Annotated in this window: 8 protein-coding genes; all 8 read left to right on the top strand. The window is 34.8% G+C overall.

Annotated features, from left to right (window positions below):
• Nucleotides 1-122: 122 nt before the first annotated feature.
• The 8 genes from J7574_RS20180 to J7574_RS20215 all read left to right on the top strand — a co-directional run bounded on the left by J7574_RS20180 (nucleotide 123) and on the right by J7574_RS20215 (nucleotide 15,879).
• Entirely contained in the window at nucleotides 123-2,852 is a 2,730-nt protein-coding gene (locus J7574_RS20180) for a hypothetical protein (RefSeq protein WP_290972967.1), read from the top strand.
• Nucleotides 2,853-3,285: 433 nt separating this feature from the next.
• Nucleotides 3,286-6,810: a malectin domain-containing carbohydrate-binding protein gene (locus tag J7574_RS20185; protein WP_290972969.1), complete on the top strand. Its 3,525-nt coding sequence runs from the start codon at nucleotides 3,286-3,288 to the stop codon at nucleotides 6,808-6,810.
• Between the two features lie 159 nt (nucleotides 6,811-6,969).
• Nucleotides 6,970-9,369 (top strand): sugar-binding domain-containing protein, encoded by a 2,400-nt coding sequence (locus J7574_RS20190; RefSeq protein WP_290972973.1) that lies wholly within the window; start codon nucleotides 6,970-6,972, stop codon nucleotides 9,367-9,369.
• A 177-nt stretch (nucleotides 9,370-9,546) separates the two neighbouring features.
• Nucleotides 9,547-10,104, top strand: a complete 558-nt coding sequence (locus tag J7574_RS20195; RefSeq protein ID WP_290972976.1) for a YdeI family protein — start codon at nucleotides 9,547-9,549, stop codon at nucleotides 10,102-10,104.
• 52 nt (nucleotides 10,105-10,156) lie between these two features.
• Complete coding sequence (locus tag J7574_RS20200) at nucleotides 10,157-10,801, top strand: Pr6Pr family membrane protein (protein WP_290972978.1); 645 nt, start codon at nucleotides 10,157-10,159, stop codon at nucleotides 10,799-10,801.
• A gap of 325 nt (nucleotides 10,802-11,126) precedes the next feature.
• Complete coding sequence (locus tag J7574_RS20205) at nucleotides 11,127-11,489, top strand: BlaI/MecI/CopY family transcriptional regulator (protein ID WP_290972981.1); 363 nt, start codon at nucleotides 11,127-11,129, stop codon at nucleotides 11,487-11,489.
• Complete coding sequence (locus J7574_RS20210) at nucleotides 11,486-13,498, top strand: M56 family metallopeptidase (RefSeq protein ID WP_290972984.1); 2,013 nt, start codon at nucleotides 11,486-11,488, stop codon at nucleotides 13,496-13,498. The genes J7574_RS20205 and J7574_RS20210 overlap by 4 nt, the downstream gene beginning before the upstream one ends.
• Before the next feature lie 287 nt (nucleotides 13,499-13,785).
• Nucleotides 13,786-15,879 carry an alpha-L-fucosidase gene (locus J7574_RS20215; protein ID WP_290972987.1) on the top strand — a complete coding sequence of 698 codons (2,094 nt, stop codon included), beginning with the start codon at nucleotides 13,786-13,788 and terminating at the stop codon, nucleotides 15,877-15,879.
• Nucleotides 15,880-15,942 lie beyond the last annotated feature (63 nt).

A 15,942-nucleotide genomic window follows, 5' to 3' on the forward strand; every position in this document is an offset into this window, starting at 1 on the left:
AAACAGCACATTTTTTCACTATAAATCTGCGAAATCTGCTAGATCTGCGAGAGTTAAATTTTTCCCGCAGATCTAGCAGATTAAGCAGATTGTTTTAAATAGAATACCCAAAACAGCATGCCATGAAATATTTACAATTACTTTTTTTATGTTTTTATGTCTCTTTCGCGACAGCGCAAAACATTACTATTGTTAGTGATGCCAATTCGCCAAGAGCAAAATTTGGAGCAGAGAAATTATTAGAAACGCTTTCAGCAAAAGGCTTTACCGTTGCTTCTGCCGATAAATTAAAAAGTTCAAAAGATAAAGTAATTGTTATTGGAGAAAAAAGAACTGAATTTTGGAAAAAGAATGCGAAAAGCGCTAAAATCGATGATAGCAAATTAACTAAGAAAGAAGGTTTTTTAATTCGTTCTCAAAAGAATATCATTTACGTTGAAGGAACAGATGCGAGTGGTACTTTGTACGGAGCTTTAGAATTGGTAGATAGAATAAAAAGTTCAGGCCAGCTTCCTTCTGAAATTAATATCGAAGACAGTCCAGAAATGGTTTTACGTGGCGCTTGTATTGGAATGCAGAAACCGGTTTATCTTCCAGGGCGCGATGTTTACGAGTATCCGTATACGCCAGAAACTTTCCCTTGGTTTTATGATAAAGCACTTTGGATAAAATACTTAGATATGTTGGTCGACAACCGCATGAATTCTTTGTATTTATGGAACGGCCACCCATTTGCTTCTTTAGTAAAATTGAAAGATTATCCGTTTGCAGTTGAGGTAAGCGACGAAGATTTCAAAAAGAATGAAGAAATCTATAAATTCCTGACCGTTGAAGCTAATAAAAGAGGAATCTGGGTCATTCAGATGTTTTACAATATTCTTGTTTCTAAACCTTTTGCAGAACATTACAACATTAAAACGCAAGATCGTTCCAGACCAATTACACCATTATTGTCTGATTATACTAGAAAATCTATTGCGGCTTTTATCGAAAAATATCCAAATGTTGGTTTAATGGTTTGTTTGGGAGAAGCAATCAATACCGTTGATGATGATGTAGAATGGTTTACCAAAACGATTATTCCAGGGGTTCGAGACGGTTTACAAGCATTAGGGAAAACAGAAGAACCGCCGATTATTTTACGTTCTCATGATACAGACGGACCTTTGGTAATGGAGAAATCGCTGCCATTATACAAAAACCTTTATACAGAAAGCAAATATACGGGAGAGTCTTTAACGACTTATACACCAGGCGGGCCTTGGGGTGAAACGCACAAACAATTGAGCGCTTTGAAATCAATTCATATTGAAAACGTTCACATTTTGGCCAACTTAGAGCCTTTTAGATATGGTTCTCCAGATTTTATTCAGAAAACGGTAAAAGCAATGCACAGCGTGCACGGAGCAAATGCATTACATTTATATCCGCAAGCTTCTTACTGGGATTGGCCGTATTCTTCGGATAAAACAAAATCAGGCGAACGTTTGTTAGAAATGGATCGCGATTGGATTTGGTACAAAGCTTGGGCAAGATATGCTTGGGACAGTAAAAGAGACCGAAATGAAGAAGTAAAATATTGGGATAAAGATTTAGCAACGAAATTTGGAACGACCCAAGAAGCAGCCAATAATATTTTAAAAGCGTATGAAGAAACAGGAGAAATTGCTCCAAAAACGTTAAGACGTTTCGGAATCACAGAAGGAAACAGACAGACTTTATTGTTAGGAATGTTTGAAAGCCAATTGGTGAATCCGTCAAAATGGAGAGTGTATCCAGGTTTCCACGAATCTTGCGGGCCAGCAGGCGAATTGCTTTTAGAATATGCTAAAAAAGAATGGAACAAAGAACCACATTCTGGCGAACTTCCAACGCAGATTATTGCTGAAATTACAGAACACGGAAGATTGGCTGTCGAAGCCATCGACAAAGCGGAACCAAGCGTAACGAAAGAAAAAGAAGAATTTGCGCGTCTTAAAAATGACATGCATGCGTACAAAGCTTTTGCCGATTTCTTTTCAGAAAAAGTAAAAGCAGCGTTGTTGGTTTTAAGATACAGCTATTCAAATGATATTGCCGATTTAGACAAAGCAACTCCTCATTTAGAAAAAAGTTTAGAATATTACGAATTATTGGTGAAGCTAACGAAAGATACCTATTACTATGCCAACAGTATGCAGACAGCACAACGTAGAATTCCGATTGGAGGAGACGACGGGAACAACAAAACTTGGGCTGAATTATTACCGCATTACGAACGTGAATTGGCTAACTTCAAAAGAAACCTAGAAAAACTAAAATCTTCAAAAGATGGAAAAGTAGAAAGCAAAGAAGGAAAACCTTGGAAAACGGCAGAAGTAACTTTTATCGATGAAAAACCGGGAAGTTATTTGGTGAAAACAGGAACAAAAGTGTACGGAACAGATATTTCTGAATTGACAAAAATAGCTCCAGAACTTCAAAACTTAAGGGGATATTCGTTTGTAGAAAACGATCAAAATGAAAAAGGAACACACTTGAAGTTTAGAAATACAAAAGCGGTTAAATTAGTAGTTGGGTATTTCAATTCAGATCAAAAGAGATTTTTATTGCCTCCTAGTTTAGAAACCGATGCAGCAGGAAATGCTCACGGTCAAGCCGAAGTGATTCTGGCAAGTGCGATTAATTTAAAAGATTTGCCTCGTGTAAACATTCACACCTATACTTTCCAACCAGGTGAAAATAAATTAGATTTAGGAAAAGGAAAAGTATTGATTTTAGGTTTTATAGATGCAGACCAGAACATTACACCGCGTGATGTTGGATATATTGATGCAGGAGAGAAAGCAGCAGTGGATTGGTTGTTTTATTAATCTACGTTCCTGCAAGGTTTTCAAAACCTTGTAGGTATAAATAAAGTTTAGAATTAAAAGAATAATTTGGGCGTGTCCCTCCGGGTCGGGCTTTCGGCTATATCTTTTATTCCGCTCCGCTACATAAAAGGATACCGCCTCAATCCCTCACGCAATTCAACATAAAGTTAAACCTGACGGGTTTTCAAAACCCGTCAGGTTTGCTCAAAGAATAAACACAATCTTGTCATCCCGAGGAACGAGGGATCTTCACAAGAAACTCTACATAGTTTGTCATTTCGACCGAAGGGAGAAATCACACAAGAATTTCCGTTCAGAAATTCACCAACCTTTGTCGAGCTTCTTGTGTGATTTCTCCCTTCGGTCGAAATGACAAAAATGGGTAAAATAAAAACTTAAATTACCTTATATAACTTATATGGTTTTTAAAAATATGAACAGAATAGTTTTTTTTATTTTTTGTTTTTTCACAAGTTTTTGCTCTGTTTGGAGTCAGGGCAAAAGTTCAGTTCGCAAAGAAATTTCGCTGAATTCATCTTGGGAGACCGTAATGTTGGATAATCTTCCGCTGAAAGAAGAAGATTTTGTAGAAAATCCAAAAACTGATTCCAATTGGCAAAAGGTTAGTGTGCCTCACAATTGGGATCAGTATTATGATTTCAGAAGAACAAAACATGGAAATTTACACGGTATTGCATGGTATAAAAAAACATTAAAACTCGATAAGACTACCGCTGGAAAAAGGCTCTTTTTATTTTTTGAAGGCGTTAGTTCTTACGCGACAGTTTGGGTAAACGGAAAAAAAGTGGGCGAACACAAAGGTGGACGAACCACTTTTACGCTTGATATTACCAAAGCAGTTTCTTTAGAAAAAGAAAACCAAATTTTGGTAAAAGCATCGCATCCTTCTTTTATTGCCGATCTTCCTTGGGTTTGCGGAGGATGTTCTGGCGAATGGGGATTCTCAGAAGGTTCTCAGCCAATGGGAATTTTTAGACCTGTTTCTTTAATCGTTACAAACGATGTTAGAATCGAACCTTTTGGCGTTCATATCTGGAATGACAAATCGGTTTCCAAACAAAAAGCGATTTTACTGACTACGACAGAAATAAAAAACTACGGAACTTTAGATCGAAATCTAACCATTGAAAATGTTCTTTTTGATGCTTCTGGAAAGAAAGTTTCAAGCTCAAAAAGTACCGTTAAAAATGCGTCAGGCGAAATAAAATCTATTGCTCAGACTTTGCCCGAAATTCAAAATCCGAAATTGTGGTCGCCGTCTAATCCGTATTTGTATACATTGGTTACTTCTGTTTCTGAGAATGGAAAAATAATCGATCAATTAACAACGCCTTACGGAATTCGTTGGGTAAGCTGGCCAGTAAGCCGTGACGGAAAAGACAATCGTTTTTTTATTAATGATGAACCCGTTTTTATAAACGGTGTCTGTGAATACGAACATCAAATTGGAAATAGCCATGCTTTTTCAAACGAGCAAATTCATGCCCGAATCGAGCAGATTAAAGCAGGCGGATTTAATGCTTTTAGAGAAGCGCACCAGCCTCATAATTTATTGTATCAAAAAGAATTAGACGAAAACGGAATCTTATTTTGGAGTCAGTTTTCTGCACATATTTGGTACGATACGCCAGAATTTAAAGAAAATTTCAAAATCTTATTGCGAGAATGGGTTAAAGAACGCAGAAACAGTCCGTCAGTTGTAATGTGGGGCCTGCAGAACGAAAGTACAATTCCAGCAGCATTTGCGGAAGAATGCACGCAGATTATCCGTGAAATGGATCCGTTATCGGCTTCACAAAGAATCGTGACAACTTGTAATGGTGGAGAAGGAACAGATTGGAATGTCGTTCAAAACTGGTCAGGAACGTACGGCGGAGATCCGTTAAAATATCATTTGGAAATGACGACTCAGTTGTTAAACGGAGAATACGGCGCATGGCGTTCTGCCGATTTGCATACAGAAGGCGAATTCGATCAAAAAGGAATTTTAAGCGAAAACCGTTTTTCTCAGTTAATGGAAATTAAAGTTAGAGAAGCTGAATCAGTTCGAGATAAAATTGCAGGGCAATTCAACTGGCTTTTTGCTTCGCACGAAAATCCGGGACGTGTTCAAAACGGAGAAGGATTTAGGGATATTGACAAAGTCGGGCCCGTAAATTACAAAGGACTTTTCACGATTTGGGGCGAACCTTTAGATGCATATTACATGTACCGCGCTAATTATGTTTCCAACAAAACCAATCCGATGGTGTATATCGTTTCGCATACATGGCTAAATCGTTGGGAAAAAGCGGGAATCAAAAACGGAATCGATATTTACTCGAATTGTGATGAGGTAGAATTGTTTAATAATGTGAATAAAGTTTCACTTGGAAAACTAAAAAATCCCGGAATCGGAAAGCATTTTCAGTTTAACAATGTCAATATTCAGTACAATGTTTTATACGCTGTTGGATATGTAAACGGAAAAGCGGTTGCCAAAGATTATATTGTTTTGAATAATCTTCCGAAAGCGCCAAATTTAGATTTTTTAACTCCTGATAAAACGAATATTTTAAAAGCAAAAAGTGGTTTAAATTATATTTACAGAGTAAATTGTGGTGGTTCTGAATATACAGATAGTAACGGGAATACTTGGTTCACAGACACGCACAAAAGCGGACAAAATACTTGGGGATCATTATCTTGGACCGATAATTTCGAAAAATTGCCAGACTTTTTTGCAAGCCAAAGAAGCAGTTTTGATCCTGTTAACGGTACAAAAGATCCAGAATTATTCCAGAATTTTAGATACGGAGTTGATAAATTGCGTTATGAGTTTCCGGCACCAGACGGAGAATATGTAATCGAATTGTATTTCTCAGAACCATGGTACGGAACTGGTGGCGGATTAGACTGCAAAGGTTGGCGATTATTTGATGTTGCAATTAATGATACTATAGTTTTAAAAAATTTCGATATTTGGGCAGAAGTTGGACATGATAAAGCTTTAAAAAAGACTTTTAAAGTAAAAAGCACTGGCGGAAAAATTAAAATTTCATTTCCAAATGTAAAAGCGGGGCAAGCCATAATTTCAGCAATTGCAATCGGAACAAAAGATTATCATGCAAGACCAGCTAGTGAATCTTCTAAAAATATTGAAAATCTGTTTTTAAGCCATTATGATAAATCAATAAATAGAGTTGCTTCGTGGCTGGATCTTAATTCTAAACAGTATTCAAATTCTGAGGTTGTTTTTACCGAATTGCCTTCTGAAATATTTGGTGCAGATTATTTACAATTTTCTACCGATTCTAAAGTTTCAGGTTCGTTTACAGCAAAAGAAGAATCCACAGGTTATGTTTTAGTTGATGATAAAATAAAGTCATTAAAAGGGCTTTCAGATTATAAAAAGATAGAAGAAAAAGCGAAAAACAGCAACGGAATTTCTTTTGATGTTTTCACTAAAAAAGTAAAGAAAGGCGAGAAGGTTCTTTTTGATAATGGGGAGACAATTTCAACAATTGTAGTTGTTCCAACGTATGATATGGGCGAAAAAGACGATTCAAGGCCCGTTGTAATTATTGAAGCCGAAAAAACAAAAACAACAGGAACAGGAATTGAAAAAGGAAATTTCAAAAAAGCTGATTATGTTGAGTTCACAAAGAAAACCAATAATAGTATTGAGTTTGAGGTAAAACCTGGCGTTGCAGGAATTTATTTAATGCGTTTCCGTTTTATAAACCGAAATGAAACACCAATGAAAGTAAAATTCAAAATGGAAGATGCATATGGAATTTTAATGCGAAACGACACTATTGAATTTTTTCCTTCACCAGAAAAATGGAAAATTTTAAACACGACATCGGGAGGTTATATCAACGCAGGAACGTATAAAATAACTTTGGAAGGAGATGATTTGAAAGGGTTGCTGTTGGATAATTTTGAATTTCAGTAAATAAAAATAATCTCGCAAAGACGCAGAGTCGCTAAGAAAATTAAACCATATAAGTGATATAAGTTCAATTAAGCCAAACTTAAATTTTCTTATATCACTTATATGGTTAAGAAAAAAAACTTTGCGACTCTGCGAATTTGCGAGAGAAAAAATAAAAGTATGCTTAAAAAAATTACACTTGCATTATTGTTTTCGGCATCAATTTTTGCACAAAAACAAGCTAGAATTGTCGAAGACTTCAACAAAAACTGGAACTTCAAATTAGGAGATTATCCGGAAGCAATAAATGCGAATTTTAATGTGTCAGATTGGAGAACGCTTCAATTGCCGCACGATTGGAGTATCGAAGGCGCTTTTGATAAAGAGGCTAAAACCAAACAAGCGCAAGGATTTTTACCTGCAGGTAAAGGTTGGTATCGCAAAGTTTTTACAATTCCTGCCAGTTGGAAAAGCAAAACAATTTCGGTTGAATTTGATGGTGTTTTTAAGAATAGCGAAGTATTTTTAAATGGTAAATCATTAGGAGTCCGCCCAAATGGTTATATCTCTTTTGGATATGATTTGTCTCCTTATTTAAATTATGGACAGGCCAATATTATTGCAGTAAAGGTTGATAATGATGCTCAACCCAATTCAAGATGGTATACGGGTTCTGGAATTTATAGAAATGTGAGATTGGTGGCAAGTGAAAAATTGCATGTTGGAAAGTGGGGAACTTTTGTCACGACACCTGAAGTTTCAACAAAGAAATCGCAAGTGCATTTAGAAGTTACAATCAATAATGACAATGATAGCGCTAGAGAATTTACATTGGTGACTTCGATTGTAGATGCTAAGAATAAGGAAGTAGCGAATAAGACTTCTACAGAAAAAATCGGTGCTAAAACTTTTGAAACTAAAGTGCATAATCTCGATGTTCTAAAACCGCAATTATGGAATACTGAAAATCCGTATTTGTATAAAGTAATTACTAAAATCTACGAGAAATCGGTACTAGTTGATAATTATGAAACTCCACTTGGATTCAGATATTTCAGTTTCGATTCTGAAAAAGGATTTTCGTTAAACGGAGTTCCAACAAAAATTTACGGAGTTTGTCTGCATCACGATAATGGCGCTTTGGGAGCTGTAGAAAACATTCATGCCGTTAGAAGAAAACTGACTTTGATGAAAGAAATGGGCGCAAATGCGATTAGAATGTCTCATAATCCGCATTCTTTAGAAATGATGCAATTGTGCGACGAAATGGGATTCATCATTCAGGACGAAGCTTTTGACGTTTGGAAAAAGAAAAAAGTAACCAACGATTACCACAAAGATTGGGATGCGTGGCACAAACAAGATTTAAAAGATTTTATCAAAAGAGACCGCAATCATCCATCGGTAATGATGTGGAGTATTGGTAACGAAATAAGAGAACAGTTTGATAGTACAGGAATTGCCATTACTAGAGAATTGGCTAAAATTGTAAAATCTTTAGATATAACACGTCCTGTAACTTCTGCTTTAACTGAAAATGTTATAGAGAAAAACTTCATTTATCAATCAGGAGCTTTGGATCTTTTGGGATTCAATTACAAACACGAAGATTATAAAGATTTCCCAACGAAATTTAAAGGACAGAAAATATTGGCTTCAGAAAGTGTTTCGGCTTTAGAAACGCGTGGACATTACGATCAATCGGATGTTATTAAAGCTTGGCCAACCAAACACGGAGCTCCATTTGATGGCAATGCAGATTGGACGGTTTCGGCTTACGATCAGGTGAAATCGTATTGGGGCGCAACGCACGAAGAGAACTGGAAAACCATCAAAAGTCAGGACTTCATGGCGGGAACTTTTATCTGGACAGGATTTGATTATATCGGAGAACCAGATCCGTATCCGTTTCCTGCGAGAAGTTCGTATTTCGGAATTGTGGATCTAGCCGGACTTCCAAAAGATGTGTATTATATGTACCAAAGCGAATGGTCGAATAAAACAGTTCTTCATATTTTACCGCATTGGAACTGGAAAAAAGATCAAGAAATCAACGTTTGGACGTATTACAACAATGCCGATGAAGTAGAATTATTCTTAAATGGAAAATCTCTTGGTAAAAAATCGAAACAAAATGATGATCTGCATATTTCGTGGAAAGTGAAGTTTGAACCAGGAACCTTAAAAGCGGTTTCAAGAAAGAATGGAAAAGTAGTTTTAGAAAAAGAAATTCACACTGCAGGAGAAGCTTCTAAATTGGATTTAAAAGCAGATAAAACAGAAATAAAAAACGACACTTACGATTTGGTTTATGTAACAATTTCGATGCTGGATAAAGACGGAAACCTAGTTCCAAACGCAATGGATTTAATTAATTTTGAAGTGACTGGTGGAGGAAAATTAGTTGGAGTTGATAATGGTTATCAAGCCAATTTGGAGTCTTTTAAAGCGAATTCTTGCAAGCTTTTTAACGGAAAATGTGTTGCAATTATTCAATCAAACGGAAAGAGAGAAAAGATTCAGTTCAAGGCGACAACTGGAAATTTAGAAGCTTCTGTTATTGAAGTAAAAGTAGATTAGATTTTTTGCTCGCAAAGTCGCGAAGACGCAAATTTTTTTTAAACCATATAAGTTATTTAAGTAATTTTAAGTTTTTGGCTTAATTAAACTTAAATAACTTATATGGTTTAATTTTTACAATAAACTTTGCGTCTTAGCGACTTTGCGAGATCCTTTATATATTTATAAAAAAACAAAATGACACCAACATTCTTTACAGATCAAAAAGATTTTAGAAAATGGTTAGAGAAAAACCATCAGAAGGAAAAAGAACTTTTGGTTGGATTTTATAAAGTTACCAGTAAAAAGCCATCGATGAGTTGGCCAGAATCTGTAGATCAAGCGCTTTGTTTTGGTTGGATTGATGGTGTTCGAAAGTCGATTGACAAGGACAGTTATACAATTCGTTTTACGCCTAGAAAACCTTCCAGTATTTGGAGTGCCATTAATATTCAGAAAATGGAAGATTTGACTAAAGCAGGTTTGATGACCGAGGCGGGTTTAAAGGCTTTTAGCTTTAGAACAGAAAATAAGTCTAAAATCTATTCTCATGAGAAAACACCAGTTCCACTTTTGGAAGCTTACGAAAAGGAATTTAGAAGCAATAAAATAGCTTGGGAGTTTTTTGAGAAACAAGCACCATCCTATAAAAAAGTGATGGTTCATTGGATTATGAGTGCCAAACAGGAAAAAACGCAACTGTCAAGACTTGAGAAAACAATTGCCGAAAGCGAGAAGCAAAAAAGAGTGATGTAGCAAAATCGAATAAAAATGCTTATTTTAGTGATTGACTTATAGTTCATGCACTATGAAAGTAGAAAATACCACTACAATAAAAGGGGAGATTTTGCTAGGAATTATTTTTGCCCTAGAATTATATGCTTTGCCTGTTCAATTTTATCTGCTGCTAAAAGGGTCTGAATTTACTTTTTTCAGTGCTGCAGTACGTTTTTTTAGTTTCTTTACCATTTTGACAAATAGTATCGTTTTCATTTGCGGAGCTATTTTATTCTTTGGAGGAAAATCTAAATTAAATTCATTTTTTAGAAAATGTACTACTCTTACTGCCATAACAGTTTATATCCTTATTGTCGGAATCGTTTTTAATTTGCTTCTTCGTTCCATCGTCGATTTAAAAGGTCATCACCTTATTGTGAGCGAAATATTTCATACCGTTGTCCCAACCTTATTTTTCTTTTATTGGCTATTTTTTGTCAGTCCAGAAAAGATTTCTTTTAAAGTTATTTTGTTTTGGTTGGTTTATCCGATCATTTATATCATTTATACTTTGTTTCACGGAATATTGACCAATTTTTATCCCTATCCTTTTATTGACGTAACTAAACTAGGTTTTAAAACCGCTATTGTAAATGGTGCATTTGTTTTAATCGCTTTTGTGGTTTTGTCAGTTATTTTAATTTCTATTTCTAAAATCAGAACCAAGAGAATTTAAATTCTGTTGTTGGTCAAAACTCTATTTGATAGATTTTTTTAGACCTTCTAATTAGAAATTGGTAAAAAATAACATGCTTTTCTTTCTCCTGGAATTTTTCTATCAACTTCCGATTTCAACAATTTGATAGATCAAAAATATCGTGATTTTTGTGTCTAAACTTCATTTTTGAATTATAATTATTTATTATTTAAGGTGTTAATGTAAAAAGTCATCGTCTGAATGCCCTGTAATTATTGGGTTAACTAATTAATTAGTATAAATATTAATCAATTAGTTTTGCTACTAATTTATTAGTAGTTATATTTGTCAAAAGATTTCTACTATGATAAAATTAGCCAAACGAGAAGAACAGATCATGCAGGTTTTTTGGGATTTAAACAAAGCATTTATTAGAGATATTATTCCATTATTGCCAGATCCAAAACCACATTATAATAGTGTTGCGACAATTGTCAAAATACTAGAGGAAAAAGGGTTTCTAAATCGGGAAACAATAGGGAATATGCATTGCTTTTTTCCAGTAATTCAGAGAGAAGAATACCAGCAATTTGCTCTAAAAGATATTGTAAGTCAGTATTTTGATAATTCGTATCCACGAATGCTTGCCTTTTTTGCCAAAGAACAAAAATTAACCGAAAATGAATTGGAAGAAATCGTAAACATGATTAAAAAAGATTCTATATGATACCTTATATTCTATACACAGCGCTTATTCTTTTTGCCTGCCTTATGTTTTATAAGCTGCTTTTGCAGAAAGAAACTTTTTATAATCTGAATAGATTTGTTTTGCTTGCCTGCATGTTAGTGGCTTTTACTCTGCCACTGCTTCCAATTCCGCAACAATTTTCGCTTCAAAAACAGAAAGTAACTGCAGCTATTCCTTCTATTAAAAAAGTAACTACAAAAGAATCAACTGCCGAACTGAAAACACTTCCTGTAAATGAAGTTTTAATAAATGAAACAAAGCAGCAATTCAATATGGCTTTGGCGATGCAGTGGCTGGTTTATTTGTATTGGTTTGGAGTTATTGTTTTTGCATTTAATTTCTTGATGCAAGCGGTTATATTGTTTTACAGAGCGTATACATCAGAGATTATTCGGGATGGAAAATTTAGGATTGTCGAAATAACGGGTGATAAAGCACCCTGTTCTTTTGCTAATAATATTTTTATAAATCCTGAAAAATACGAGTGGGAAACGTACAATCAGATTTTGCTGCACGAAAAAATTCATATCGAGCAAAAACATACCATTGATCTTTTGCTGGCAGAAATTGTACTTGTTTTTCAGTGGTTTAATCCTTTTGCTTGGCAATGGCGAAAAGCATTAGAAAGTAATCTTGAATTTTTGACCGATAACGAAATGCTACAACAAGGCAGCGTAGAAAAAGAAAGTTATCAATTTAGCCTGCTTAAAGTAGCGGCGCCACAATTTCCTTTGAGTCTTACAACTAACTATAATCAATCATTACTCAAAAAACGAATCATTATGATGAATTCAAAAAAATCAAACGTAAACACTACATGGAAATATTTTTTCCTGTTACCATTATTGGTATTGTTTGCCTGCCTTTTTAATCAACCGGCAGCGCAAAGTCAGACGCTAACTTCGAATTCTAAAAACGAAGAAACTAAAGCGAATGCAAACACTCAAAAGGGAATTGAAACTGAAGGAAATTGGTTTGCCACAATCAAAGGCAATACGGTAAATGTGCAATTTCAAAACGATGAACATAGCAATTCTTCCAGTACTTTTGATATTAGCGAGTTTAGCGGATTATCAAAAGATAAACAAGGAACATTTTCTCTAACACGTGAAGCGGGAACAATGAATTTTACCGGAAAATTTGAAGGAAATACCGGAATGGGAACGTATAAATTTGTTCCTAATAAAAATTTCACCAAAGAAATGGCTGCACAAGGCGTTACATTGGCAGAAGATACTGATCTTATGGTTTTCTTTATGGTAAACATAAAAACGTCGTATGTAAAAATGCTGCATAAAAAAGGGTATAAAGATGTAGACAAAGACCAATTAATTCCGTTGGCGGCTTTAAACGTAAGTGAAGATTACATCAATTCTATTAAAGATGCTGGAATTGGAAATATAGATGTTGAAACGCTGATTCCTTTTAAATCTTTAAATATCGATAAAGCTTTTATTGAAGATATTATTAAATCGGGTTACAAAAATGTTTCGCCAGATAATCTGATCGCTTTAAAATCTCAGAATATTGACGGAAAATATATTAATGATTACCGTTCTTCAGCAAAAACAAAAAAGAATGAAAATGCGCATGAAGATGAGGATAATATCATTGCTTTCAAATCTTTAAATATAGATAAAGCTTTTATTGATTCATTCAAAAAGGCGGGTTATAATGATCTTTCAAACGATGATTTAATTGCTTTAAAATCTTTAAATGTAACTCCAGAATATATTAATCAATTTGAAAAAGTAGGTTATAAAAACATTTCGTCTGAAAATCTGGTTGCTTTAAAATCGCAAAATATCACAGTAGATTTAATTAAGGAATATAAGGATCTAGGTTTTTCAGATCTAGATTTAGATGATGTTGTGGGGGCAAAAGCAGTTGGAGCAACGCCAACTTTCATTAAAGCTATGCGAGAAAAAGGACATAACTTTAAAGATATTGGAAAATATATAGCTTTAAAAGCAGTTGTTGGCAACTAAGCTGCTATTGCTTTTGATAATTAAAGCAATACATTTTTTTCTGTAAAATAAAATATTCAAGTTGTAAGACTACAATCAAAATAGGAGCAAAGCCCAGATCTTTAGATCTGGGCTTTTGTTTTTAAGCATCAAAAAGACAAAAGTTATAATTATGCCCAGCGGCTTGGTCAAATAAAATCATTTTAAACCAAAACACTTTAAAATCTGCTGTTGGTCGAAATTCTGTTTGATAGATTTCAATTTGTACTACATTTATGTTTTATAGACCATTTTAAAGCAGATTAGCAATGAAAAAAATATTCCTTTCCTTATGTCTTTTTGGTGTAATTTCTAATGCTTCAAGTCAGGAATTGGCAAATGCTCCAAAGCCTTTTGGACCAGTTCCAACGCAGAAACAAATCGATTGGCAGGAAATGGAATTTTATGCTTTTGTACACTTTTCATTAAATACTTTTACCAATAAAGAATGGGGTTACGGAGACGAATCGCCAGAACTTTTTAATCCGTCGCAATTAGACGTTCGTCAGTGGGCACGCGTGGTGAAAGAAGCAGGAATGAAAGGAATTATTCTCGTTGCCAAACATCATGACGGCTTCTGCTTATGGCCTTCAGCGTATACAGAACGTTCTGTAAAGAATTCCCCTTGGGAAAATGGAAAAGGCGATTTGGTTAAAGAATTGGCTGCAGCTTGTAAAGAATACGATTTAAAATTAGGTCTATATCTTTCGCCTTGGGATAGAAATCATCCGCAATATGGGAAACCTGAATATATTACCTATTTCAGAAATCAGTTAAAAGAATTATTGACCAATTACGGCGATGTTTTCGAAATGTGGTTTGATGGTGCCAATGGCGGAGACGGTTATTACGGAGGTGCAAATGAAACTAGAAAAATAAACACACTAACCTATTATAATTGGGATGAGACCTATAAATTGATCTATAGTCTTGCACCAAAAACCTTAGTTTGGGGAGTTGGACCTTCAGAAGCAAGATGGATTGGAAATGAGGAAGGTCGTGCAGGAAAAACAAATTGGTCTTTGCTACGTCAGAAAGACGAATTGGCTGGAAAAGTGCATTACACCGAATTTATGTCTGGACACGAAGATGGAGAAAAATGGGTTCCTGGCGAAGCCGATGTTTCGATAAGACCGGGATGGTTTTATCATTCGGTTGAAGACGATAAAGTGCGTTCGCTTGACGAAATGGTTGATATTTATTACGAATCGATTGGGAGAAATGCAACTCTATTGTTGAATCTTCCAGTTGACAGACGCGGTTTGGTTCACGAAAATGACGAAGCAAGATTAAAAGAATTGGTTGCCACAATTAAAGCCGATTTTAATACAGAATTATTAAAAGAAGCGCAAGTTCAAGCATCCAATACAAGAGCAGTCGATTCTAATTTTGGACCTCAAAATGTGATTGACGGAAATAAAGATACGTATTGGGCAACAGACGATAAAGTAAAACAAGCTACAATCGAATTTACATTTAAAAAGCCAACTGCACTGAATAGAATTTTACTTCAAGAATATATTAAACTTGGACAACGCGTAAAAGCTTTTTCGGTTGAAGCAAATGTAAACGGACAATGGAAAACGATTGCCAATGAAACTACAATTGGTTATAAAAGAATTTTACGTCTAGATCGTGTTACAGCTTCTGCGCTTAGAATTAATATTTTGGATGCGAAAGCGGGATTTGTGATCAGTACAATCGAAGCATATAATGCTCCATCTTTCGTTAGAGAACCTCAAATTTTTCGTGATAAAAATGGTTTGGTTACAATTAAATCGGAAGATGGAAATGCTGTTTATTATTCGCTTGACGGAAAAAATCCTTCGGAGAAAAGCACTTTATACAAAGCTCCATTCGTATACAATAAAGAAGTAGAAATTAAAGCCATTTCGAGAAATACAAAAGAGAAAATCAACAGTGCGGTAAAATCGGCTAAATATGGTGTTTCTAAAGAAAAATGGAAAGTAATTTCGGTTTCTAGTGGTGACAGTAAATCTGTAGAGCGAATAATTGACGGAAATGCAGATACAGATTGGAGTTTTGGGAATGATGAAAACAAGTTGCCTCAAACTGTTGTTATAGATATGGGAGAATTGATAAGTATTAAAGGTTTTACTTATACGCCACAACAAGTTGGTAATAATTTAAATTTGATTTCAAATTATGAATTGTATACAAGTGTAGACAGCTTTTATTGGGACAAACAATCAGAAGGAGAATTTTCGAATATTAAGCATAACCCAATTGAACAAGTTAAAAGTTTTACTGCAATAAAAGCAAGATTTTTGAAATTTGTCGCTACAGCTGCGGTAGGAAAAGCACAAACAGTTTCGATTGCTGAAATTGGTGTTGTTGAGTAAATTATTAGGTTCTAAAGAACAATTTCATTCCGTAGGAATGTTTCGTCGGTAGAAACAAAATTG

It is taken from the genome of Flavobacterium sp. (assembly GCF_017744675.1).
GTDB lineage: Bacteria > Bacteroidota > Bacteroidia > Flavobacteriales > Flavobacteriaceae > Flavobacterium.

Coding starts and splice junctions, on each gene's coding strand:
- J7574_RS20190 (WP_290972973.1), top strand. CDS start 6,970: ATGCTTAAAAAAATTACACTTGCATTATTGTTTTCGGCATCAATTTTT.
- J7574_RS20205 (WP_290972981.1), top strand. CDS start 11,127: ATGATAAAATTAGCCAAACGAGAAGAACAGATCATGCAGGTTTTTTGG.
- J7574_RS20200 (WP_290972978.1), top strand. CDS start 10,157: ATGAAAGTAGAAAATACCACTACAATAAAAGGGGAGATTTTGCTAGGA.
- J7574_RS20215 (WP_290972987.1), top strand. CDS start 13,786: ATGAAAAAAATATTCCTTTCCTTATGTCTTTTTGGTGTAATTTCTAAT.
- J7574_RS20210 (WP_290972984.1), top strand. CDS start 11,486: ATGATACCTTATATTCTATACACAGCGCTTATTCTTTTTGCCTGCCTT.
- J7574_RS20180 (WP_290972967.1), top strand. CDS start 123: ATGAAATATTTACAATTACTTTTTTTATGTTTTTATGTCTCTTTCGCG.
- J7574_RS20185 (WP_290972969.1), top strand. CDS start 3,286: ATGAACAGAATAGTTTTTTTTATTTTTTGTTTTTTCACAAGTTTTTGC.
- J7574_RS20195 (WP_290972976.1), top strand. CDS start 9,547: ATGACACCAACATTCTTTACAGATCAAAAAGATTTTAGAAAATGGTTA.